The sequence below is a fragment of the Stenotrophomonas sp. YJH_SMC_64 genome (assembly GCF_059371375.1).
In genome coordinates this window covers 245,979-267,245 of sequence record NZ_JCAFUN010000005.1, presented here as the reverse complement: position 1 = coordinate 267,245, position 21,267 = coordinate 245,979, and the positions used below count along the sequence as shown (strand labels likewise).

The following is a 21,267-nucleotide window of genomic DNA, read 5'->3' as shown; positions in this document are numbered from 1 at the left end:
CCTTTTCGCGGGTCATTCCCAGCGCATCGGGCCGTCGCCGCGTTCGCCAAGCACATCCCCCGGGTTGGCCAGGCGGCAGCGCTGCAGCGACAGGCAGCCGCAGCCGATGCAGCCGGTGAGCTCATCGCGCAGCAGTTGCAGCATGTGGATGCGTTCTTCCAGCTCGGTGCGCCAGCGCGCGGACAGCCTGGCCCAGTCGGCCTTGGTCGGTGCGCGCCCCTCGGGCAGGCTTTCGAAGGCACGGCCGACCGCTTCCAGCGGCATGCCCACGCGCTGCGCAACGCGGATCACGGCCAGCCGGCGCAGCACGTCGCGGCTGTAGCGGCGCTGGTTGCCCGAGGTGCGCAGGCTGCTGATCAGCCCCTTGCGCTCGTAGAAATGCAGCGCGGAAACCGCCACGCCACTGCGCTGGGCGACTTCGCCCACGCTCAGTTCCTGGGACACCATTGCTTGACCTCAACTGCTGTTGAGGTGTCATGCTGCTATCTTCGCCGCCAGTTGACAAGCGCGGCCCGCATCTGACCCGTATGCCCCCGACCCTCTCGCCCGCCGCCGCCCACCTGCCGGCTGACACCTCGATCCTGTCCGCACGCTATCGCGCGACCACCCTCGGCATGGTCGCGCTGGTCGCGCTGCACGCCTTCGAGGCATTGGCCGTTGCGGCCGCGATGCCCACCGTGGCCGAGGCGCTGGATGGCCTGCGCCTGTACGCACTGGCCTTCGGCGGTACCCTGGCCACCAGCGTGATCGGCATGACCCTGGCCGGGCGCTGGGCCGATCACCATGGTCCGGCACGGCCGCTCTGGTACGGATTGGCCTGCTTCGTGCTGGGCCTGTTGCTGGCCGGCTTCGCGATGCGCATGGGCATGCTGGTGGCGGGACGCCTGCTGCAGGGCCTGGGTGCGGGTGCGATCTCGGTCTCGCTGTACGTGATGGTCGGCCGCAGCTATCCGGAGCACCTGCGGCCGAAGGTGTTCGCCGCCTTCTCGGCCGGCTGGGTGGTGCCTTCGATGGTCGGCCCGGCGTTGAGCGGCCTGATCGTGCAGCACCTGGGCTGGCGCTGGGTGTTCCTGGCGGTGCCGTTGCTGGCGGTTCCGGCAGGCCTGCTGCTGCGCCCCGCGCTGGCACGCATGCAGCCCAGTCCCCCCAGCACCGCCGACGATGGACGCGGCAAGGTGGTGCGCTGGGCCAGCGGCGCCTCGCTGGCCGCGTTGCTGCTGTACTTCGGCGGTCAGCAACCGGGCCTGCCTGCCCTGCTCTGCATCGGCGTGGCGGTGCTGGCGCTGCTGTTCTGCGTACATCGACTGCTTCCGCCCGGAACACTGATCCTGCGCCGTGGCCTGCCCAGCGTAATCGCGCTGCGTGGCATCGCGGCAGCTGCCTTCTTCGCCTGCGAGGCCTACCTGCCACTGCTGCTGCAGCGCGAACGTGGCCTTTCGCCCAGCTGGGCCGGTGCCGTACTCAGTCTCGGTGCGCTGGGCTGGTTCGCCGGCTCGTGGCTGCAGGGCCACCAGCAGCGTGGCTGGTCACGCCAGCAGCTGCTGCGCGCCGGCACGATGATGATGACGGTCGGCATTGCCGCCACGCTGGCCGTGCTGTTCAACGTAGTGCCACTGCCGGTGTCGCTGCTCGGCTGGGCCGTGACCGGCTTCGGCATGGGCATGATCTACGCCAGCCTGTCGGTGTTGACGCTGTCGTTGTCGGCGCCGCGGGAGCAGGGTGCCAACACCTCGGCACTGCAGCTGAGCGAGGCCCTGTCGGTGACCACCGCGCTGGCGGTCTCCGGCGCATTGTTCGCGTTGTTCGTGGAAAGCACCCCGCACACCGGCTACCTGCTGTGCCTGGCCATCACCTTCGGCCTTGCGCTGTTGGCCACGGTGATCGCGCGACGGGTGTAGCGCCGCCGGATTCCGGTAGTGCCGGCCGCTGGCCGGCAACCTCCGCGCACGCGGGAATCCCATGATGGTGACGGCCAGCGGCCGGCATTACCGCGTACCGGCCCCCACATCATCGATGTCCCGATGCAGGATGCGCCGCACTTCCAGCACCGCCTGCGGGGTCTCCTGCACGCTGTGGCCGGAAATGATCACCTTCTCCGACAACGCACCCGGCAGGTGCGCACTCCAGTACGGCACCAGCCCGTCATCGGATTTGTCCACCGGCAGTTCCGGTTTGCGCTGGGCGATGATCGAGTGGTACTTCAGGCCCGCTTCGATCGGCAGCTGTGCGGCGGCCTTCACGAACGGATCGCTGGCCTTGAGGTTGTCGATGCTGTTCGGAATCTTCGGCTTGGCCGTGCCATCGACCTGCTGTTCGGCCTGCGCCAGTGCCAGGAACACGTCCTCGAACTTGCCGAGGATGGTCAGCGGCAGGCGTACCAGGCGACCGATCAGGCGCCCGACCTTGTTGCCGGCGATGTCGGTGCCCTGGTGCGGCGCGGCGATGAAGATCGCGCGTTCCACGTTCGGCTGCGCCTTGAAATGCAGCAGCGGCCCCAGCTTGTTCTGCACCCGCTTCAGGCGCTCGCCCTTCAGGTCGTAGTTGGCCAGCAGGTCATTCCACAGTACGTCGCCCGAGTCACTGACCAGCAGGCGCGCCAGCACGCCGCCCATGCTGTGCCCGATGTAGACCATGTCCTTCGATGCACGCGTGCTGCCGTTGGGATCGAAGTGCTTCAGCGTGTCGTTGAATGCACTGGCGATCTCGTAGCGGTTCAACGCGATCGGCGCATTGGTCGGGTAGTAGACCTGCCACACCTGGAACTGCTGGCGCAGCTCGGGGTCGCCCATGATCTCGTTGGCCAGGTTCACCCAGGCTTCCGGGCTGCTGGCCAGGCCGTGCAGCATGAAGATGATGCGACGATTCGGGTCCCACGGCTGCATCAGGTAGATGTGCGGTTCGCCGATGCCCTCGCTCATGCCGAACAGGGTGCGCAGCGATTGCCGGGCGAAACCGCTCTGCGCCAGCCACAGGCCATAGGCGGCGGTGAAGTTGCCGGCCAGCGGCACCTGCTCGCCATGCAGGGTGATGCGCTCGGTGGCTTCGGGCGAATAAGCGTCCAGCTCGACCCGGCGCGTGCGCATCACATCGTCCAGGTTGCTGCCCTCGAAACGCAGCAGTGCGGTGACGTTGATCGAGGACATCTCGCTGAACTCGGGCACCGAATCGTCATGGCGATGACGGCGGCCACGGCGTGCGTCATCCTCATCCTCCTGCGGCGCCTCGGCCTTGGGGCCCTCGGGTGCGATCACCGGTGCAACCAGCTTCGGCGGGTCCATCACCATCACCAGCTCGGCACCGAAGCCATCGCGGCGATAGGTACTGCGCAGGCCGACGAAGCTGACCGTGCCGGCCGGCACCAGCTGCGCGGGAATGCTCTTCAGGTTCAGCTGCTGGTAGTTGGAGGCCAGCGACCAGCTGCCGACCGTGAGCGGCTTCGTGTAGTCCTCGCCGGCCAGCGCAGCGGCGCGTGCGCGCACGAACAGCACCACTGCCGCCTTCTCGGCGGCGTAGTTGTAGTAGTCGCGCACCTGCGTCTGCCGATCCTCGAAGGCACGGTCGGACGGCGAGCGGCCGCTGTAGAACAGGTACGCATAGGCGTAACGCGCGGCTTCCAACCAGGCATCCAATGCCGCATCGCTCATCGGCGGATCGCCGGCAGCCGTCTTCTTCGGCGTCATCGCCAGCGCGGCCTTTACCCACAGTTCGGACAGCGCCGACAACCGCTGCTCGACATTGAGGTCGTCGGTCATCAGCAGCGTGCTGCGGCAGACCAGGAAGTCCTTTTCGCACTGCGACTCGTCCAGGCCTGCCGCGCTGAGCGTTTCGCGCGCGGCCGGGCTGAGCTTGCCCGTGTTGAGCACGTCGGCACGCTTGTTGACCAGCGAATCGCTGGACTTGACCTGCTTGACGGTAACCATCGCGCAACCGCTGCTACCCAGCAGCAGGAAGGCAGCGAACAACACCGGCAGCAGGCGCTGCCAGCGGCGTGGGAGGAATCGGGTCATTACTGCGGGTCCTGCTCGGTGCCGGGCACGCCCTGGCGGATTACGGTGGAGAAGTGGTCGCCGCTGCCCAGGTCCAGCGCACGCTGGGTGATGCGGCCCTTGTCATGCAGCTCGGCGTACGGCACACCTGGAGCGAGCGCGCCGACCTCCTGCGCGTACTCGGCCAGGTAACCGGACAGCAGCAGGCGGTAATCCAGCGGCAGGCGCGGTGCGATGTGCCGGGCCAGGTCGAAGACGATGGTGGTGCAGTTGCTGGTCAGCGTGTTGTAGAAGCCGGGCTTGGCATCCAGTTCGCGGGCCTGCGCGATGTACGCTGCGAACAGCTCCTTCAGCTGCGCACGGTCCATGCCATGCAGGCGGTAGAGATAGACGTCCTCGCCGCGCGCGTTGGTGCGGGTGCGGATGATGTCGGTCTCCTCCGAAGCTACCAGGGTCATCTCGAACTTGCGGAAGAAGCCACCCAGCGCCGAGAACGATTCACCGCGCTCCTTGCGGATCTCCAGCGAGAACACCACGTGGCGACCGTCCTCGAAACCAAACGAGATCAGGGTGTGGGCGATGGCCGGGCCCATCCAGTACGACAGCACCAGATCGGCCGAGCGCAACTGGTCCAGGTCGTACTCGCGGCGCACCCAGCGGGCGTCGTAGTCGGTTTCGCTGCGCCAGGTGAAATCACGCACGTTGTCCAGCACGACGTGGCGGCCATCGAAAGACACCACGTGCAGGCGCTGGGCCACGTCATCGGCCCACACGCGGTCCTGGCGCGGGGTCAGCAGCAGCCACCACAGGCCGGCCAGCGCCAGCGATGCCCCGAACGCCAGGCCCAGGCGGCGCGAGGCACGGCCCCGCGCGACCCGCCACGACACCCACAGCGCTGCCAGCAGCCACAGCCCGGCGACGCCGGTAGCCAGCCAGCCCGGCCCCGGCAACTGATAGGCCAGCAGCCCGGTCACCCACAGCGCCAGCAGCGCCATGGCACTTCCTGTCATCCATCGTCCTGCGGCTTTCACTGGCATCCTGTCGCGGTCCTGAAGCCGCATAGTTAGCCACAAGCGGGTTCACCGTGGCATCTACGGCCCGTTCAGGCACATCGGCGCACCGTCTGCGGCGGCCCCCGCGGCCAGACGGATCACACAGGAGCAATGATGGGCATCACTTCCGTGGCCGGCGTTCCGGTCCAACCCCAGCACCGCGCAACCTGCCACTGCGGCACCGTCGAGCTGCTGCTGGACCTGCCGGACGGCATCGTCGATCCCCGCCGCTGCGACTGCTCGATGTGCCGGCGCCGGGGCGCCATCGCCGCCAGCGTCCCCCGCCAGGGCCTGCAGGTGCTGCGCGGGCAGAACCACCTGCAGATGTACCAGTTCAACACCCATGTGGCCGAGCACTACTTCTGTGGCGTGTGCGGCATCTACACCCATCACCGGCGCCGCTCCAACCCCGACCAGTACGGCTACAACGTGGCCTGCCTGGAGGGCATCGACCCGTTCGCGTTGGGGGTGATCCCGGTCAGCGATGGGGTCAACCACCCATCAGACCGCACCGGCTAGTGGCGCGTGCGCCGCGGCGGCGTGGCCACCTTCTGCCAGGGCGCCATGCCGCTGCGCCCGGCCCGCGCCGGGCGTTTCAGCCAGGGCCGGCGCGGCGGTGCCGGTGGCGCATCCGCGGCCGGGGGAGGAAGCGGTCGACGGCCAGGCCAGAGATGATCGAGCAGCCACATGGCAGGTCTCCGTGGGGGACGGGGACGACCAAGCCTAGGCCCGGGTGGGCATAGGCAGCGTGAGCGGGACACGACAACGGGATGACGACGAAGGCGGGCGATGAGCCTGCTACGCAGTACGCCCGACCAGCGCGTCTTTACGTTTCCGCAGCAACAGGTGCAACAACGCAGCACATGCGGCGGTCAGCAGCGCCAGTACACGCAGCAGTGTTGCCAGCGCCTCACTACTGGCATGCTGCAGCTGCATGCGGCTCATCGCCGGTAGCAGTGCCTGCGCCTGTTCCCGCGCCCCCGTGGCCAGATAGGCACCGGCACGCGCCAGCGATGCCGGCGACGCGCCCTGCAGCTGATGGCCGATCAGCAGCGCAAGCAAGGCAGTGACTGCGGCCAATGCGATGCCCTCACCGGCTACACGCACGGTCCCGAAGATGCCGGCGGCCATGCCCGCACGCTGTACCGGGACCACGCTCACTGACAGCCCATCCATCAGCCCCCATGGCAAGGCCGTCCCTGCACCGACCAGCATCAGCCACGGCACCCACTGCGAAGGCGACGGCTGCGATGCATGGCGCGACAGCAGGTACAGGCCAGAGGCACAGACCAGCAGTCCCAGCGTGCACAGCCGCGCACTTCCCACGCGCTCCGCCCAGCGCGCAGCCAGCATCGGCAGCACCAGCATCGGCGCGGACAGGGCCAGCATCTGCAGCCCCACCAGGGTCGCGCTCTGTCCGTGCACTCCCAGCAGCTGCAGAGGCAATACCACCAGCAGCACCACGTAGCCGAAGCAGGTTGCGACCGGCAGCAGCTGGACACCGAGGAACGCCGGTTGCGAGAACAACGAGAGGTCCAGCAGGGGTGAGCGGTGCAGTCGTTCGATGCAGATGAACGCTGCGCCCAGCAGCAGCGTCGCCAACAGCGCCAGTTGCACGCGCACGGTATGCAGGCCGAACTCGCCCAGCCACAGCAGGGCCAGGGTCAACGCTGCCAGCATCAGGCTGAAGCCCAGCATGCCGCCGACATCCAGCCGCCCGCGTTCACCGTGGCTTTCGGGCAACACACGCGCGCCCAGTACGAAGGCGGCGAATGTCAGCACGCCGCCGACGGCGAACACACTGCGCCATCCCAATGCCTGCAGCAGCAGACCCGCAAGCAGCGGCCCCAGCGCCAACCCCGCACCGAATGTGGCGCCCAGCAGGGCGAACACACGGCCACGCATCGGCCCCTGCCAGGCATGCGCGAGCGCAGCCGTGCCGGACGCCAACGCCGCTGCGGCGGCAACGCCCTGCAACCCACGCGCCAGATCCAGCGAGGGTAGCGTGGGAGCAAGGCAGACGGCGATCGTGGCAATGGTGAAGCCTGCTGTGCCCAGCAGGAACAACCGCCGCCGGCCATAGCGGTCGGCCAGGCCACCGGCAGCGAGCAGCAGGCTGCCGAAGGTGAGCATGAAGGCGTTGGTCACCCAGGCCAGCACGCTCGGCGACGACGCAACGGAACGGGCCAGCGCGGGCACCGCGACGGCACCGGCCGAGAAGGACAACGGCAGCGCCAGTGCGGCCAGGCAGACGGCAAGCAGGGTCCAGCGCTGCTGCGTCTGGACAGGTATAGGGAGCATCGAAACCGGGGCCATGCGGGCCTCCAACCATCAGGGGCATTGATGATGGACAGGCCGCTATCCCTGAAAAACAGGCTCGATGGACGTTGATTGCGTCCCACTGTTCCGTAATCATGCCCCGCATGGACTCCATTTCTGCCCTGCTCGCCTTCGTCCGCACCGCGGAGGCTGGCAGCATCGTCGGCGCTGCGCGTGTACTTGGCCTGTCCGCGTCGGCGGTCGGCAAGCGCATCGCCCGCCTTGAACAGGAGCTCGGCACCCGGCTGTTCCAACGCACCACTCGCCGCGTGCATCTCACCGACGAAGGCGAACTGCTGCTGCAGCGCTGCCGGCGTGCACTGGACGAGCTTTCCGAAGCACAGGCGGACCTGGCGCAGCGACAGCACGCCCCCAGCGGGCTGCTGCGCATCGGCCTGCCCACCATCGGGTACCGCTTCCTGCTGCCGGTGCTGCCCGGCTTCCAGCAACGCTATCCGCAGGTGCAGCTGGAACTGGACTTCAACGACCGCATCGTCGATGTGGTCAGCGAAGGCCTGGACGCGGTGATACGCAGTGGTGAACTGGCCGATTCCAGCCTGACCGCACGGCGACTGGGCGGCTTTCGTTTCATCCTCTGTGCGGCGCCGGGCTATCTGCAGGTGCATGGAACGCCCGGCGATGTGGGCGAGCTGCGCCTGCATACCGCGCTGCGCTTTCGTTACCCCACCACGGGAAAGCTGCATCCCTGGCAGCTGCCGGGCATCGAAGGCGATGCCGGAGCGCGCCTTCCCACGGCGATGACCTGCAACAACATGGAGGCCGTGCTGGCCGCTGCGATCGGTTGCATGGGCCTGGCCTGGATGCCTGACTTCCTCGCTGCTGACGCACTGGCCGATGGCCGCCTGCAACGGGTACTGCCTGCGCTGCCCACGCACCAGGGGCAGTTCTCGCTGCTATGGCCCGGTGGGCGCCATCCCAGTGCACGCCTGCGGGTATTCATCGACTATGCCGTTGCGCATCTGTTCCAGGGCGCCCCGGAAAAGGGGACGGAGGGGATTAAGTCGTTTCAGGCACAGTAGGACCGATTACGACTTAATCCCCTCCGTCCCCTTTTTCGTTCAGCGACTGAAGCGGCGCGCGCCTGCCACGCAGATCACCGCGACCACGGTCACCAGCACCATGCTGAGGCTGACCGATTCGTGCAGCAGCAGCGCGGCCAGGGCCAGGCCGAAGAACGGTTGCAGCAACTGCAACTGCCCGACGGCGGCGATGCCGCCCTGCGCCAGCCCGCGGTACCAGAACAGGAAGCCGATCAGCATGCTGAACACTGCCACATAGCCCAGCGCCCACCACGCCGAGGCACCGACCGCAGTGAACGAGGCCGGGCGCATCAGCACCGTCAGCGGCAGCATCACCGGCAAGGCCAGCAGCAACGCCCAACTGATCACCTGCCAACCGCCGAGATGACGGGCCAGCCGACCACCTTCGGCATAGCCCAGCCCGCACACCACGATCGCCGCCAGCATCAGCAGATCGGCCTGCAACGATGCCTCGATGCCGTTGCGCACCGCATAGCCGACCACGCAGGCACTGCCCAGCAACGAAAACAGCCAGAACGCCGGGCGCGGCCGATCGCCACCGCGCAGCACGCCGAACACCGCAGTGCTCAACGGCAACAGGCCAAGAAACACGATGGTGTGCGCCGACGATGCGTGACGCAGCGCGAGTGCGGTCAACAGCGGAAAGCCGACCACCACCCCGAGGCTGACCACTGCCAGGCCTGGCACGTCACTGCGCCGCGGCCACGGCTGGCGCAGCAGAAGGAGCAGGCCGAGGCCGAGCACGGCGGCAATGGTGGCGCGTGCAGCGGTGACGAATCCGGCGTCCAGCTGCAGCACAGCCAGGCGGGTGGCCGGCAGGGAGCCGGCGAAGATCACCACACCGATGAAGCCATTGATCCAACCGCTCGCCGACCGTTCCACGCCTGTACTCCTGAAGGTGCCGGACGATGCCCGGCTGGACCTGCATGGAAGCATCCGGCGCGGGACGACCCCAGCTACAATCCAGTACAGTCGCAAGTAACTGTACTGCCCACACTTCCACTACGGTTCCGCCATGCCGCGTCCGCTTACCCGCATCGAATCGGTCATCCAGACCGTCCGCACCCGGATCAGTGCACGGGTGGATGGCCCCGGCTCCCGCCTGCCTTCGGTACGTGCGCAGGCTGCGACGATGGGAGTTTCAGTCTCCACCGTGGTCGAGGCCTACGAGCGCCTGGCGGCCGAAGGCCTGATCAGTGCGCGCGCAGGCTCGGGCTTCTACGTCAGTGGCCCGGCCGCACCGCTGGCGCTGGCCGAAATGGAGCCGCGGCTGGATCGCGCGGTGGATCCGCTGTGGGTATCACGGCAATCGCTGGAAACGCCCGCGGGCGACCTCAAGCCAGGGTGCGGCTGGATGCCCAGTGACTGGCTGTATCACGATGGCGTGCGCCGCGGCCTGCGCCGGCTGGCGCGTGCCGATGCCATGCAACTGGTGGACTACGCCGCCCCGCTCGGGCTGCCCGCGTTGCGCCAGCTGCTGCAAAGGCGCAGCGCCACGCTTGGCATTGATGCACCGGTGGAGCAGATCCTGTTGACCGAATCCGGTACGCACGCGGTCGATCTGCTCTGCCGTTTCCTGCTCAAGCCCGGCGACTGCGTGCTGGTCGATGACCCGAGCTACTTCAACTACCACGCGCTGCTCAAGGCGCACCAGGTGCAGGCCATCGGCGTGCCGTACACGCACAGCGGCCCGGACCTGGAGGCGTTCGCGCAGGCCCTGCAGGCACATTCGCCGCGGCTGTACATCACCAATTCCGGATTGCACAACCCGACCGGCGCGGTGCTTTCCGCGAGCACCGCACACCGCCTGCTGGGCCTGGCCGAACGCAGCGAACTGATCATCATCGAGGATGACATCTTCGCCGACTTCGAACTGCAGCCGGCACCGCGGCTGGCCGCGCTCGATGGACTGTCACGGGTGATCCACGTCGGCAGTTTCTCCAAGACGCTGTCGGCAGCCTCGCGCTGCGGCTACATCGCCGCGCGCCACGACTGGATAGAGGCATTGACCGACCTGAAGCTGGCGACCAGCTTCGGTGGTGGCCATCTGGCCGCGCAGTTGATGCACATCGCGCTGACCGACAGCGGTTACCGCCGCCACATGCAGTCGATACGTTCGCGGCTGGCCGATGCACGCCGGCACACACTGCGGAAACTGCAGACGCTGGGTATCACGCCGTGGCTGCAGCCGGAAGCCGGCCTGTTCCTGTGGTGCCAGCTGCCCGATGGCCGCGACGCCGCCGCACTGGCGCGGCAATGCCTGCGCGAAGGCATCGTGCTGGCGCCGGGCAATGCCTTCAGCCAATCGCAGCGCGCGGCCGACTATGTGCGTTTCAACGTTTCGCAGTGCCAGGACCCGAGGATCTGGCAGGTACTGGCGCGCGCGCTGTGTTGAGCTGGTAATGCGCGACCAGCGCATCCACCACCACGCGCACGCCCGGCAACTGGCCGCGGCGATGCGGCAGCAACACGCTGGTGGTGACTTCGCCGGCATGCCATGCCGGCAGCACCTGCTGCAGGCGGCCGGCGGCGATGGCCGCAGCACACAGGCTGTGTGGCAGCACGGTGATGCCAAGACCCGCTTCTGCCGCCGCGATCAGCAGCTGCGATTCATTGCCGACCAGCGCCACCTGCGGCTCCACCTGCACGGTGTGGGCATCGGCGCCGTGCAGCGTCCAGCGCGTTGCATGGCGCGCGGTCAGCAGGCCGGCATGCGCGCGTAGCTGTTCGGGCGTGTCCACTGCCGGCGCGGCTGCCAGATAACCAGGGGACGCCACCAGCACGATGCGTTCGCTACCGAGCATGCGCTGCACCAACCCGGAATCCGGCAGCGGACCGAAGTGGCTGCGCAGGGCGATGTCGATGCCTTCCTGCGCCAGGTCGATGAAACGATCACTCACTTCAACTTCGATACGCAGCCGTGGATAGCGGCGGGCCAACGCGGGCAGGCACGCGGCGAGCTCGCCCTGCACCACCGGAATCGAAGCGCTGATCCGCACGGTGCCGCTGGGTTCGGCCTGGCGGTCGCGGACAATGGCCTCGGCGGCCTCGACCTCGGACAACGCTGCGCGTGCGCGCTCGAAGAACTCCTGACCGACCTCGGTCAATGCGAAGCGGCGCGAACTGCGCTGCAGCAGCCGCACCTGGAGCTGTTCTTCCAGCAGCGCCACGCGCTTGCTCAGGGTCGAGCGCGGCAGGCCCAGATGGCGCCCGCCTGCAGCGAACCCGCCCTGCTCCACCGCGGTCACGAACAGGGCCAGATCGTTGAGGTTGAGCATGCGCAACGTCCACAGATGTGGACTTCAGGATGCCATTCAAGCGGCTTCCGGGGCAATGTCCACGCAGGCACGCTTTCCTCACCCGCCGCATCGCGGCTTGAACCGGAAACCTGCCATGACCCCGACCCTCTTCTACGGCGTGCCCTCGGGCTGCTCGTTCGGCTCCATCGTCGCCCTGGAATGGCTGCGCCAGCCGTATCACCTGTGCCGCATCGACATGCCCGGCCAGGTGCAGAGCGAAGACTACCGCCGCCTCAATCCGCTGGGTGAAACCCCGACCCTGCGCACCGCGCAGGGCGAGCTGCTCAGCGAGAGCCTGGCCATCCTCAACCACCTGGCCGCGAAGGGCATCGCGCAGGGGCTGGGCTTCGCACAGGGCACGCCCGGCTTCGATCACCTCAACCACCGGCTGGCCTATCTCAACACCAGTTTCTTCGGTGCCTACGCGCCGCTCTGGCACGCACTGGAGCATGCGCAAGGCGATGACGGCGAGGCGCTGCGTGCCTATGGCACCACCAAGGTGCGCCACGCCCACCAGGCGCTGGAGCAGATGATCGGCACGGGCCCGTGGCTGCTGGGCGAACAGCGCAGCTTTGCCGATGCCTACTTCGCCGGCATCGCGCGCTGGAACGACTATCACCAGGTGGTCGATCGTCGCGAGTTCCCCAGGGTGCAGCAGCTGTTCGAGCGCCTGCAGGACGACGCCGGCGTGCAGTTCGCCCACGCCATCGAAGCGCAGCAGCCGGCAACCAGCAGCGGTGGCTTCCTCGGCGAGGTGCGGCTGGAAGACGTGCTTGAGGCAGCAGCGGCCTGAGCCCTGTCCTGCCCGTGTGGCAGCGGCGAGCAATGCCTCTTGCGCGCCGCGCTACAGTGGTATGTCCCCCGCCGCAGGAATCCGCGCATGTCCACGTTCTCCGTTCCGCAGGCGGTGGCCCGCTATGCCGAAGCGCCGCTGCGCCAGGTGCCCGGCTTCCTCGCCCTGCAGCAGATGAGCCGCCTGCTGCTGGCCGAACGCGTTCCCGCGCAGGGCCGTGTGCTGGTGCTGGGCGCCGGTGGCGGGCTGGAGCTGAAGGCTTTTGCCGAAGCGCAGCCGGGCTGGCAGCTGCTGGGCATGGATCCGGCCGCGCCGATGCTGGCCCTGGCCGAGCAGACACTGGGTCCGCTGATGCCGCGCGTGCAACTGCTGGAAGGCTACATCGACGATGCGCCCGATCTGCGCTTCGATGGGGCCAGCTGCCTGCTGACCCTGCACTTCCTCGATGCCGGGCAGCGCCTGCACACGTTGCGCGAGCTGCACCGGCGCCTGCAGCCCGGCGCGCCGCTGGTTGTGGCCCACCACAGCGTGCCGCAGGAACCGGCCGGCAAGCTGCGCTGGTTGCAGCGCTACGCAGCGTTCGCCGAAGCCTCGGGCGTTGCCCACGCCGATGCACAGCACGCGATCGAGGCCATTGCCGAGCGGCTGCCGCTGCTGGCCCCCGAACAGGAAGTGGCGCTGCTGCAGGAGGCCGGCTTCGACGGCGTGGAGCTGTTCTACGCAGGCTTCAGCTTCAAGGGCTGGGTGGCGTACGCCGGGTGATGCCTACGGCACCACGGTGATGCCGATGCGCTGCATCAACAGCGCCACCTGCTGCACGTCCAGCGTGGCACCACGCAGGTTGGTGCTGCGCAGGTCCAGCTCACCCAGCTCCGAGTTGGTCAGGTCGCAGTCGGTGAAGTTGGCGCTGTTCCAGTCGATGCCCTCGAACTGGCCGCCGGACAGGTCCGAGCCGGCGAAGCTGGCGCCACTCACATTCGCGCCATCCCATCGGTTTTCCCACAGCTCGCACTTTTCCAGCGTTACCCGCGAGAAATTGGCATAGCGCAGGTTCGACTTCTTGATGAACGCGCTGCAGAACCAGCTGCGCGTGGTGATCTGGTTCATGAAGCTGGCGTTGCTGAAATCCGCGCCCTGCGCACGGCACTCGCTGATCTCCAGGCCCAGCGCCTTGATGAAATTGAAATGGCACATGCTGATATCGCAGCTGCGGAAACTGGCTTCCTTCAGCGTGGCGCCATTGAAGCGGCAGCCGGCGCGGCTGTCGGCATCGTAGAAACTGCAGTTGATGAACTCGGTGCCGGTCAGGTCCGCACCGGAGAAATCGCACTCGTGGAACTGCTGGTCGACCACTTTCTGGCCGGTGTACTGGTCCGCGCCGATGCGCAGCTTGCGGTGAACGGTGGGAGACATCAGGGATTCCATGCCAAGTGCCCCGCCATGATGCCGGGCCGCGAGGCCGATCCATAGACCCCGGGGCGGGCGGGTTCACCGGCAGTCCAGCCGCCCTGTGCCCTCCCGACCAATGCATGTTGTTGCATGATTATGCACGAACGTGCAGACTTGCGGCATGAGCGCCGACCCCAGCCCCCTACCCGCCCAGCGCACCCGGCAGATCCTCGAGGAGCTGCGCCAGCAGGGCCGCGTGGTCGCCGCCGAACTGGCGCGCCGTTATGCCGTCTCCGAAGATTCGATCCGCCGCGACCTGCGCGAGCTCGCCGCCCAGGGCCTGTGCCAGCGCGTCTACGGCGGCGCCGTGCTGCCGCCGCCCAAGGAACGGCCGCTGCGCGAGCGCCTGACCCGCGACCGCGGCGACAAGGCCGAGCTGGCCGCCCGCGTCTGCGCGCTGCTGCAACCCGGCCAGGTGGTACTGCTCGATGCCGGTTCGACCAATCTGGCGATCGCCCAGCAGCTGCCGGCCGCTCTCGGGCTGACGGTGATCACCAATGCCCCGCAGATCGCCACCGCCGCCAGCATGCTCGAAGGCACTTCAGTGCAGCTGATCGGCGGGCGCCTGGCCAGCGGTGGCGGTGCGGTCGGTGCCGAGGCGTTGGCCCAGGTGCAGCGCCTGCGTGCCGACGTGTACCTGCCCGGCCCCTGCGCGGTGGACGGCGACACCGGTGTGTGGGCAATGGATTCGGAAGAGGCCACGCTGAAGCGTGCGATGGTGGCCTGCAGCAGCCGCGTCATCGTCGCCGCCACCACTGAAAAGCTCGGTGCCCGCGGCAACTGGCAGATCGCCAGCCTGGACGAGATCGACGATCTGGTGCTCACCACATCGGCACCACCCGCACTGGCGGCGCGCTTCCACGCCGCCGGTATCGCGGTGCACCCCACGCCTCCCTGACCGTACTGCTCATGTCCCTTGCCAACCGCGCGCGTGCCGAACAGCACGCGACCCGCGCTGCGTTCTTCATTCCCGGCTTCGCCACCGCGTTGTGGGCCACCCTGGTGCCATTCGCCAAAGCGCGCACCGGGATCAATGACGCCACGCTGGGGCTGGTGCTGCTCTGCCTCGGTGCCGGCTCGCTGCTGGCGATGCCCTTGTCCGGCGTGCTGGCCGCACGCCTCGGTTGCCGCCGGGTGATGGTGGCCAGCAGCCTGCTGATCTGCCTGACCGTGCCCGGCCTGGCCCTGGCGGGTTCGGCCTGGACGCTGGGCGTGGTGCTGTTCGTGTTCGGTGCGGCCGTGGGTGCGATGGACTGCACGATGAACGTGCAGGCCGTCATCGTCGAGCGCGAAGCACGGCGCGTGATGATGTCTGGCTTCCATGCCTTCTTCAGCATCGGCGGCTTCCTCGGCGCGGCCACCATGACCGTGCTGCTGTCCGCACAGTTGCCGCCCTTGGCATCGGTGCTGATCGGTGTCGGCACCATGCTGCTGGTGATGCTGTTGTCGGCGACGTACTGGCACAGCGAACGCATGCCACACGACACACCGATGCTGGCCCTGCCGCATGGCATCGTGCTGTTCATCGGCGTGCTGGCGTTCGTCGCCTTCCTCGGCGAAGGTGCGATGCTCGACTGGAGCGCGGTGTTCCTCAGCGATGTACGTCGCGTCGATGCCAGCCTGGCAGGTATCGGCTATGTGACCTTCACCCTGACCATGACGGTCGCGCGCCTGTTCGGCGATGCACTGGTGGCACGCGTGGGCCGCCAGCGCGCGATCGTGTTCGGCGCGCTGCTCGCCGCTGCCGGCGTGCTGGTGCTGACCCTGGTCACGCCGTGGCAGGCATCATTGGCGGGCTATGTGCTGGTCGGCCTCGGTTGCGCCAACATCGCGCCCGCGCTGTTCTCGCTGGCCGGCCACCAGACCCGCATGCCCGGCGCGCTGGCCATCACCGCCGTTTCCACGCTGGGCTTTGCCGGCATCCTTGCCGGACCGGCGTTGATCGGCTTTGCCGCCAATCATTTCGGTCTGATTAGTGCGTTCATCGGTGTGGCCACGGCCTTGTTGCTGGTGGCCGCGTCCACACGTTGGCTGCGGGTTTAGTCCAAGGCATCAGCGCCGCCTGCGCCGCAGTTTCATCCGCAACCGGCGGTAGCCGATCACCGTGGCCGTTGCACACAACGCAGCGCCAGCCAGGCTCAGCAGCAGCAACACCGCCAGCCGGGCGATGTCCTGACGCAGCATCGCCGGCAGGTCCCAGCTGTGCAGGAAGTAGAACAGCCAGCGACCCACGCGCTCGCGACGCCCCATCGTCAGCAACGGGTCGCCAGTGGCCAGATCGAGGTAGACCCGCGTCGCCTCGGCATCGCCGAAATCAGCCACCGCCACCGGGAAGCGGCGTACCGCTGCGCCGTTCATGGCTTCCGGTGCACGCGGGTAGAAGTACGCATCCGCTGCATGCTGGACCCAGTACCCCTGCACGGGCGCATCGGACAACGCCCGCACCTTCTGCTGCAGCCATGCGGCCGGCAGCAACCGCGCAACCTGCAGATGACCATCACTGCCGGACACAATGCGGGTCTCGCCCTGCCCGTCCAGCAACACCGCGAACAGCTCACCACCGATGCGTCGCCACTGGATCTCCACCGGCTTGAAGCGCGCGTCGTCAACGGCCGCCAGCAGCGCCGCCGATTCACCCAGCGCGCCATCCACCGCTACCGCGCCGCCACAATAGCGTCCGCTGTCGATCGCTTCGCGCGTACTGCTGAAGACGCCCAACGGGTTCATCGACATCAGCCCGCTGAAGATCCAGGTGAATACGAAGGCCGCAGTCACCAACCCGATCAGATGGTGCCAGCGCATCCATGGTTCGACGTATGGCGTCTTCGCACCCGAACGGTAGTGCCCACGGAAACGCCAGCGCCACACACCCACCACGATGCCGCTGATCGCCGCCACCGTGCACAGCGCGGACAGCACGATCACCACCCACGTCCACACCGGATCGACCGACTGCATGCGCAGGAAGTACAGCCAGTGCAGCCACGCACCCACGTAATTCCAGCGCTGCTGCACGCGCGGCGCGTCCAGCACCACTTCGCCGGTGTGCGAGGACACATACACATCCCCCGGCTGCGCACCGCCCACTTCAACCCGGTACAGCGGCCGATGCGCATCCAGCGAGCGCGAATGGGTCCAGCGGTCCTCATCCACGCGCATCGCACCAACGAAGGCCTGCCCACCGGCGAACTGCGCGGCCGCCGCTTCGGCGCGCTGGGCGGAAACCGGCAGCAGCGCCTGGCCGGTCCGTACCGACCACGCACCGACGTTGCTGCCGCTGCGCACCACATACGCCGCTTCACCGCCTACCGTGGTCAGGGCCACGGCTTCCGGCTCGGCCTGTACAGCATCCGGCAGCGCCGACAGTCCTCGCCAATCCCTTGCATCACCCAGCACCGGCAACGCCGCCAGCCGTTCGCCGGGCGTCAACTTCGGGTAGCCGACGAACAGCATCACCATGCCGCTGACAAACCACAGCAACATCAGCAGGCATCCGCCGATGCCCAGCCAGCGGTGCACCAGATAGGTCCAGCGCTTGGCGGTGGATCGCAACGTCATCGCCAGCCTCCTCAGAAGCGATGATCGACGGTGAATTCGACGCGCCGGTCCGCACCCAGCAGCCACTGCGTGCTGGTGTAGTACGCGGTGGCGTAGTACGCCTTGTCGAACACGTTGAACAGCCGCGCCGACAGCCGCGTGCGCGGTGCCGCCTGCCAGGTCAGTGCCAGGTCGGTGGTGCTGTAGCCGGGCAGCTCCAAGGTGTTGGCGTTGTCGGCGTAGCGCTTGCCGACGTAACGCACGCCGCCCGCCGCACTCCAGTCCGGTGCAAACTGCCAGCTCAGCCACACATTGGCCAGGCGCTCGGCCACGTTCGGTGGCACGTTGCCATCACGCGACACCAGCACCGCCGGCGAACCGGTGGTTTCCAGGAAGTCCTCGAACTCGGCCTTCAGCACCGTGGCATTGGCATCGAGCGACCAGCGCGGCGCGAAGTTCCAGTTCAAGGACGCCTCAATGCCACGCGAGGTCTGTGCGCCCACCTGCACGCGGCGATCCGGCACCAGCGGATCGCGGCTGAGCAGCCCGGTCTTGCGGATGCGGTACGCCGCCAGCGTCCACTCGCCGCCATCGAAGGCCTGCTTCAGGCCCACCTCGATCTGCCGGCCCTTGGCCAGGTCGAAGGCACCGTTGGCGGGGCTGATCATCAACAGGCCACTGACCGGGTCCGCCGCCTGCGAGTACTGCGCATACAGGCTCAGCGTCGGCCGCAACGCGAACACCGTGCCTGCACGCCAGCCGGTGCTGCGGTAGGTCTTCGAGAACGCGTTCTGGCCGCTGATCAGATCGGTACGATCAATGCGCGCGCGGTCGTGGCGCAGCCCACCCAGCACCGACCAGCGCTCGCTCAGCGCCAAGCGGTCTTCCACGAACAGCGCGTACTGCTCGGTACGATTACGGTAGCGCGGCAGGTTCGGCGCGTCGCTGGTGAACTGGCCCGGCACCGGATCGAACGGATCGACCGGGCCCGAGCTGCCGGCATAGGTGTTGTTGGTGTGCTTGAAGTGCGCGCGGTTGGCGTCCAGGCCCACCGCGAAGCTGTTGGCCAGGCCCGCAATGTTCCCCTGTACCCTCAGCGTCGAGGTCAACCCGGTCTGGTCCTGGTCGTGGGTGATCTCGGTATTGCCTGAGCGATCGATCAAGCCGGTAGCGCGGTTGTAGACGTAGGCTTCGGCATTGCGCCAATCGCGCTGGCTGTCGATCTGGTAGAGGCGCGTGCGCCATTCGACGCTTGCGTTCGGCGTCCACAGCGCATCGAGCTGGGTCCAGCGGTCGCGGTAGCGGATGTCGCTGTCTTCCACGTTGTAGTTGCGGTGGCGCAGTGCGTCCAACTGTCGGCCATCCACCAGGGGCGTACCGAAGTAGCGCATCGGCTTCTGGTGGCCCTGCGCATGGGTCAGGGTCAGCTGCAGATCCGCACGCGGTTGCCACAGCAGTGCGCCGGAGAAGGTGGCATCACTACTGCGCCCGCGATCAACCCAGCCACCGCTGTAGTTGCCACTCACATCCAGCCGGTAGGCCAGCTCGGGCGTCAGCGCGCCGCCACTGCCGAAGCCCAGGCGTGCGGTGTCCTCGCTGCCCACGGTTGCGCTGATCTCGTTCTCGATTGCCCCACGCGTGGGCTTCTTCGGCACGATGTTGATCACGCCGCCGATCGCACCGTCGCCATGGATCACCGAAGCCGGCCCGCGCAGCACTTCGATGCGCTCGATCGACCAGGTATCGAACGGGAAGGTGATGCCCACGCCCCCGTACTGGCGCAGCCCGTCGTACAGGCGCATCACCGAGGCACCATCGGTGAAGCCACGGCTGGACAGCGCACTCAGACCATTGCCTGGGTGCGGCATGGCGCTGATCGCGCCAGCCCGGCTGATCGCATCGTTGAGGTTGGTGTCGCCACGCTGCTCCAGCTGTTCGCGCGAGATCACGGTCAGGCTTGCTGGCGTCTGCAGCACGCTGAGGCCCAGCGCAGACCCGGCGCTGGCGGTGGAAGACAGTTCACCGCTGCGGGTATCGACCACCCGCACGGTATCCAGCGTGGTCGGAGGTGCCGCGTCGGCGGCCAGCAGGGGCGCGGAATCCAGGAGCAGCGCGCACAGGACAGGCAGCGTCGCCCGGCGCAGGCGCGCGGAGTTGGAGTTCGTTTTCATTTTTTCACGGCATGCAAGGCCACCCCGCAATGGCAGGGCAGCAATCAGAAAGGGACAAACACGCGCGTGCGGGCACCGGCCGTGGCCGGCAACCTCATGAAAAAAGATCAATGCACCGCGCGTGTGGCTCAGACAGCCATGAAGACCGGTGGCCCGCGCGCTCCCAATGTGCCGCTGACCCGCTGCGGCAACGCCTGCACTGCACCACGCAGCGCACGGCATATCGATACCATCGGCGCCAACAGCAGCAATGCCGCCACCAGCAGGGTGATCAGCCGCGCGGCGATCAGGCAGTAGTCGCAGTCCACGCCCATCTCATGCTCGGCGTGTGGATCGGCGGGCGGCTTCTTTGAGACCTCGCCCTGCTGCATCGCCATCGCGTGGTGGTCGTGATGGCCCTCCATCGCATGCTGCGCATGCTGGGAATGGTCCATCGCCGCTACCGGCACAGCCGCTGCAACGTGACCATGCGCCAGCCAGCGGCTCACCAGCGGGGCAAGCAGCACCAGCAGCATGGCTAGCCATGCCAGGGTCTGGAACCGGCGGTGGAGGACAGAACGACGCACCCGGCCATTCTACGGGCCTGCGGTCAACCTTGGACCACGTTCAGGGTTGCCCGGCGGCCAGTGCGACGTTATGACGCAGCCTCCAGCGCAGGGGATCGTCCACTGCCCGAGGGGGACGGAAGGCAGCCTGGCCGGCCCCTTCCGCCCCCGCACCGGATGACTAGAACCGCGCCGGTTGCTGCACCGCGCGCTCCAGGAACATGAAACCCGCCTGCAGGCTGTTGCGGGCGTTCTCCAACCAGCGCTCCGGATCGGCTACCGCAAATCGCTCCTGTGCATCCACATCACCCGAGTCGGCCAGATCAGCCAGCTGCAGATGGATGTGGTTCTCCACCAGGCTCACCAGCACGGCGAGCTCGGCCGATAAACCGGCGATGCGTTCGGTGAAGCCAGCGTCGTTGCTGTTCAGAGACATGTCCCCTGTTCCTATGCGTTGCGGTGTTGATGGATGGCTTCGAAACGCTCGGCACAGGCAGGCCCGCAGAACAGTCTTGCCGGATCGTTGTCGAAGTCCTCGCTGCAGTCCGGGTTGTGGCATTCCCCCATGGGAGTGAGAGGGGCAACGTTGCTGGCCCGCGTTGCGTGCTGGGCCAGGGCGCGTTGCAGGTGGCGCGCTTCCATTTCCTGCGCTTCGTCGATGGTGTCCGTCATGCGGGTTGTATTTTATCGAGGGGTGGTCGCACCGGTTGAGAACGTCGCAACGACGGTCAACGACGCGGATTCCGCGGCGGATCGGCGTTCGTGGTTGCAGTGGATTTCAGGCATGCAGGCTCCTTGTGCACGGGCGCCCGAAGGCGCGATGGAGAGAAACGATGGGCCGTCGTTGACGGCGATCGCATCATCCGAAAACCGGTTCTCGCCAACTGCGACGCATCGGCACGATCACAGTGATCTGCGAACGCCATCGCAGATCCAACGCGTACTGGGTGGCGCCATCGCAGTCAGGGATGCAAGGTGCTGGAAGGTGTTGCAAATGAAGCCCTGTTCCGACACCATGACCGTGTCACCACTCCCATCACATCCTGACCACACTG

At 67.4% G+C, this 21,267-nt stretch carries 20 protein-coding genes; 8 read left to right on the top strand and 12 right to left on the bottom strand.

Going from position 1 to position 21,267, the window contains the following annotated elements; all coding sequences use genetic code 11:
- Window positions 1–12: 12 nt before the first annotated feature.
- A complete protein-coding gene (soxR, locus tag AC5P9L_RS07430) occupies window positions 13–447 on the bottom strand; it encodes a redox-sensitive transcriptional activator SoxR (RefSeq protein WP_005412484.1) in 435 nt (144 codons plus the stop codon).
- Window positions 448–476: 29 nt separating this feature from the next.
- On the opposite strand from soxR, the gene AC5P9L_RS07425 reads away from it, so the two are divergent.
- Window positions 477–1,898, top strand: coding sequence for an MFS transporter (locus AC5P9L_RS07425; protein WP_227415269.1), 1,422 nt, complete (start codon window positions 477–479; stop codon window positions 1,896–1,898).
- An 87-nt stretch (window positions 1,899–1,985) separates the two neighbouring features.
- On the opposite strand, the gene AC5P9L_RS07420 is transcribed toward AC5P9L_RS07425, so the two are convergent.
- Together AC5P9L_RS07420 and AC5P9L_RS07415 are read right to left on the bottom strand one after the other, a co-directional pair.
- The gene (locus tag AC5P9L_RS07420; protein ID WP_262101859.1) at window positions 1,986–4,007 is read right to left on the bottom strand and encodes an esterase/lipase family protein; all 2,022 of its coding nucleotides are present in this window, start codon (window positions 4,005–4,007) and stop codon (window positions 1,986–1,988) included.
- A complete protein-coding gene (locus AC5P9L_RS07415; protein ID WP_164172637.1) occupies window positions 4,007–4,981 on the bottom strand; it encodes an Lnb N-terminal periplasmic domain-containing protein in 975 nt (324 codons plus the stop codon). The genes AC5P9L_RS07420 and AC5P9L_RS07415 overlap by 1 nt, the downstream gene beginning before the upstream one ends.
- Before the next feature lie 171 nt (window positions 4,982–5,152).
- On the opposite strand from AC5P9L_RS07415, the gene AC5P9L_RS07410 reads away from it, so the two are divergent.
- The gene (locus AC5P9L_RS07410; RefSeq protein ID WP_033834825.1) at window positions 5,153–5,557 is read left to right on the top strand and encodes a GFA family protein; all 405 of its coding nucleotides are present in this window, start codon (window positions 5,153–5,155) and stop codon (window positions 5,555–5,557) included.
- A 279-nt stretch (window positions 5,558–5,836) separates the two neighbouring features.
- Here AC5P9L_RS07410 and AC5P9L_RS07405 read toward each other — a convergent pair whose 3' ends face one another.
- Window positions 5,837–7,354, bottom strand: coding sequence for an MFS transporter (locus tag AC5P9L_RS07405; protein ID WP_088431375.1), 1,518 nt, complete (start codon window positions 7,352–7,354; stop codon window positions 5,837–5,839).
- Between the two features lie 107 nt (window positions 7,355–7,461).
- Between AC5P9L_RS07405 and AC5P9L_RS07400 the strand changes: the two genes are divergently transcribed.
- Window positions 7,462–8,397, top strand: a complete 936-nt coding sequence (locus AC5P9L_RS07400; RefSeq protein ID WP_165710242.1) for a LysR family transcriptional regulator — start codon at window positions 7,462–7,464, stop codon at window positions 8,395–8,397.
- Between the two features lie 39 nt (window positions 8,398–8,436).
- On the opposite strand, the gene AC5P9L_RS07395 is transcribed toward AC5P9L_RS07400, so the two are convergent.
- Window positions 8,437–9,300: a DMT family transporter gene (locus AC5P9L_RS07395; RefSeq protein WP_165710241.1), complete on the bottom strand. Its 864-nt coding sequence runs from the start codon at window positions 9,298–9,300 to the stop codon at window positions 8,437–8,439.
- A 133-nt stretch (window positions 9,301–9,433) separates the two neighbouring features.
- On the opposite strand from AC5P9L_RS07395, the gene AC5P9L_RS07390 reads away from it, so the two are divergent.
- Window positions 9,434–10,813 carry an aminotransferase-like domain-containing protein gene (locus tag AC5P9L_RS07390; protein ID WP_227415267.1) on the top strand — a complete coding sequence of 460 codons (1,380 nt, stop codon included), beginning with the start codon at window positions 9,434–9,436 and terminating at the stop codon, window positions 10,811–10,813.
- Here the strand turns inward: AC5P9L_RS07390 and AC5P9L_RS07385 are convergent.
- The gene (locus AC5P9L_RS07385; RefSeq protein ID WP_227415266.1) at window positions 10,752–11,696 is read right to left on the bottom strand and encodes a LysR substrate-binding domain-containing protein; all 945 of its coding nucleotides are present in this window, start codon (window positions 11,694–11,696) and stop codon (window positions 10,752–10,754) included. The genes AC5P9L_RS07390 and AC5P9L_RS07385 overlap by 62 nt on opposite strands.
- A 115-nt stretch (window positions 11,697–11,811) precedes the next feature.
- Here AC5P9L_RS07385 and AC5P9L_RS07380 point away from each other — a divergent pair, with 115 nt between their 5' ends.
- Both AC5P9L_RS07380 and AC5P9L_RS07375 read left to right on the top strand, forming a co-directional pair.
- Window positions 11,812–12,510 (top strand): glutathione S-transferase family protein, encoded by a 699-nt coding sequence (locus tag AC5P9L_RS07380; protein WP_227415265.1) that lies wholly within the window; start codon window positions 11,812–11,814, stop codon window positions 12,508–12,510.
- A gap of 87 nt (window positions 12,511–12,597) precedes the next feature.
- Window positions 12,598–13,272 (top strand): class I SAM-dependent methyltransferase, encoded by a 675-nt coding sequence (locus AC5P9L_RS07375; RefSeq protein WP_111118001.1) that lies wholly within the window; start codon window positions 12,598–12,600, stop codon window positions 13,270–13,272.
- A gap of 3 nt (window positions 13,273–13,275) precedes the next feature.
- On the opposite strand, the gene smqnr is transcribed toward AC5P9L_RS07375, so the two are convergent.
- Window positions 13,276–13,923 carry a SmQnr family pentapeptide repeat protein gene (gene smqnr / locus AC5P9L_RS07370; RefSeq protein ID WP_044569588.1) on the bottom strand — a complete coding sequence of 216 codons (648 nt, stop codon included), beginning with the start codon at window positions 13,921–13,923 and terminating at the stop codon, window positions 13,276–13,278.
- A 157-nt stretch (window positions 13,924–14,080) separates the two neighbouring features.
- Between smqnr and AC5P9L_RS07365 the strand changes: the two genes are divergently transcribed.
- Complete coding sequence (locus AC5P9L_RS07365; RefSeq protein ID WP_111118000.1) at window positions 14,081–14,857, top strand: DeoR/GlpR family DNA-binding transcription regulator; 777 nt, start codon at window positions 14,081–14,083, stop codon at window positions 14,855–14,857.
- Between the two features lie 11 nt (window positions 14,858–14,868).
- Window positions 14,869–16,002: an MFS transporter gene (locus AC5P9L_RS07360; RefSeq protein WP_227415263.1), complete on the top strand. Its 1,134-nt coding sequence runs from the start codon at window positions 14,869–14,871 to the stop codon at window positions 16,000–16,002.
- A 9-nt stretch (window positions 16,003–16,011) separates the two neighbouring features.
- On the opposite strand, the gene AC5P9L_RS07355 is transcribed toward AC5P9L_RS07360, so the two are convergent.
- The 5 genes from AC5P9L_RS07355 to AC5P9L_RS07335 form a co-directional block, all read right to left on the bottom strand.
- A complete protein-coding gene (locus tag AC5P9L_RS07355) occupies window positions 16,012–17,517 on the bottom strand; it encodes a PepSY domain-containing protein (protein WP_227415262.1) in 1,506 nt (501 codons plus the stop codon).
- A gap of 11 nt (window positions 17,518–17,528) precedes the next feature.
- Window positions 17,529–19,667 (bottom strand): TonB-dependent receptor, encoded by a 2,139-nt coding sequence (locus AC5P9L_RS07350; RefSeq protein ID WP_227415261.1) that lies wholly within the window; start codon window positions 19,665–19,667, stop codon window positions 17,529–17,531.
- 128 nt (window positions 19,668–19,795) lie between these two features.
- Window positions 19,796–20,182 carry a DUF2946 family protein gene (locus AC5P9L_RS07345; RefSeq protein ID WP_150359527.1) on the bottom strand — a complete coding sequence of 129 codons (387 nt, stop codon included), beginning with the start codon at window positions 20,180–20,182 and terminating at the stop codon, window positions 19,796–19,798.
- Between the two features lie 211 nt (window positions 20,183–20,393).
- Window positions 20,394–20,648: a hypothetical protein gene (locus tag AC5P9L_RS07340; protein WP_012479313.1), complete on the bottom strand. Its 255-nt coding sequence runs from the start codon at window positions 20,646–20,648 to the stop codon at window positions 20,394–20,396.
- Window positions 20,649–20,659: 11 nt separating this feature from the next.
- Window positions 20,660–20,884, bottom strand: a complete 225-nt coding sequence (locus AC5P9L_RS07335) for a hypothetical protein (protein WP_005408344.1) — start codon at window positions 20,882–20,884, stop codon at window positions 20,660–20,662.
- Between the last annotated feature and the right edge of the window lie 383 nt (window positions 20,885–21,267).

Excerpts from the sequence above, each read along its gene's own strand:
- smqnr (WP_044569588.1), bottom strand. The coding sequence starts at position 13,923 with ATGTCTCCCACCGTTCACCGCAAGCTGCGCATCGGCGCGGACCAGTAC.
- AC5P9L_RS07350 (WP_227415261.1), bottom strand. The coding sequence starts at position 19,667 with ATGAAAACGAACTCCAACTCCGCGCGCCTGCGCCGGGCGACGCTGCCT.
- AC5P9L_RS07385 (WP_227415266.1), bottom strand. The coding sequence starts at position 11,696 with ATGCTCAACCTCAACGATCTGGCCCTGTTCGTGACCGCGGTGGAGCAG.
- AC5P9L_RS07390 (WP_227415267.1), top strand. The coding sequence starts at position 9,434 with ATGCCGCGTCCGCTTACCCGCATCGAATCGGTCATCCAGACCGTCCGC.
- AC5P9L_RS07360 (WP_227415263.1), top strand. The coding sequence starts at position 14,869 with ATGTCCCTTGCCAACCGCGCGCGTGCCGAACAGCACGCGACCCGCGCT.
- AC5P9L_RS07415 (WP_164172637.1), bottom strand. The coding sequence starts at position 4,981 with ATGGCGCTGCTGGCGCTGTGGGTGACCGGGCTGCTGGCCTATCAGTTG.
- AC5P9L_RS07380 (WP_227415265.1), top strand. The coding sequence starts at position 11,812 with ATGACCCCGACCCTCTTCTACGGCGTGCCCTCGGGCTGCTCGTTCGGC.
- AC5P9L_RS07335 (WP_005408344.1), bottom strand. The coding sequence starts at position 20,884 with ATGACGGACACCATCGACGAAGCGCAGGAAATGGAAGCGCGCCACCTG.
- soxR (WP_005412484.1), bottom strand. The coding sequence starts at position 447 with ATGGTGTCCCAGGAACTGAGCGTGGGCGAAGTCGCCCAGCGCAGTGGC.
- AC5P9L_RS07420 (WP_262101859.1), bottom strand. The coding sequence starts at position 4,007 with ATGACCCGATTCCTCCCACGCCGCTGGCAGCGCCTGCTGCCGGTGTTG.
- AC5P9L_RS07405 (WP_088431375.1), bottom strand. The coding sequence starts at position 7,354 with ATGGCCCCGGTTTCGATGCTCCCTATACCTGTCCAGACGCAGCAGCGC.
- AC5P9L_RS07340 (WP_012479313.1), bottom strand. The coding sequence starts at position 20,648 with ATGTCTCTGAACAGCAACGACGCTGGCTTCACCGAACGCATCGCCGGT.
- AC5P9L_RS07355 (WP_227415262.1), bottom strand. The coding sequence starts at position 17,517 with ATGACGTTGCGATCCACCGCCAAGCGCTGGACCTATCTGGTGCACCGC.
- AC5P9L_RS07375 (WP_111118001.1), top strand. The coding sequence starts at position 12,598 with ATGTCCACGTTCTCCGTTCCGCAGGCGGTGGCCCGCTATGCCGAAGCG.
- AC5P9L_RS07425 (WP_227415269.1), top strand. The coding sequence starts at position 477 with ATGCTGCTATCTTCGCCGCCAGTTGACAAGCGCGGCCCGCATCTGACC.
- AC5P9L_RS07400 (WP_165710242.1), top strand. The coding sequence starts at position 7,462 with ATGGACTCCATTTCTGCCCTGCTCGCCTTCGTCCGCACCGCGGAGGCT.
- AC5P9L_RS07365 (WP_111118000.1), top strand. The coding sequence starts at position 14,081 with ATGAGCGCCGACCCCAGCCCCCTACCCGCCCAGCGCACCCGGCAGATC.
- AC5P9L_RS07345 (WP_150359527.1), bottom strand. The coding sequence starts at position 20,182 with ATGCTGCTGGTGCTGCTTGCCCCGCTGGTGAGCCGCTGGCTGGCGCAT.
- AC5P9L_RS07410 (WP_033834825.1), top strand. The coding sequence starts at position 5,153 with ATGGGCATCACTTCCGTGGCCGGCGTTCCGGTCCAACCCCAGCACCGC.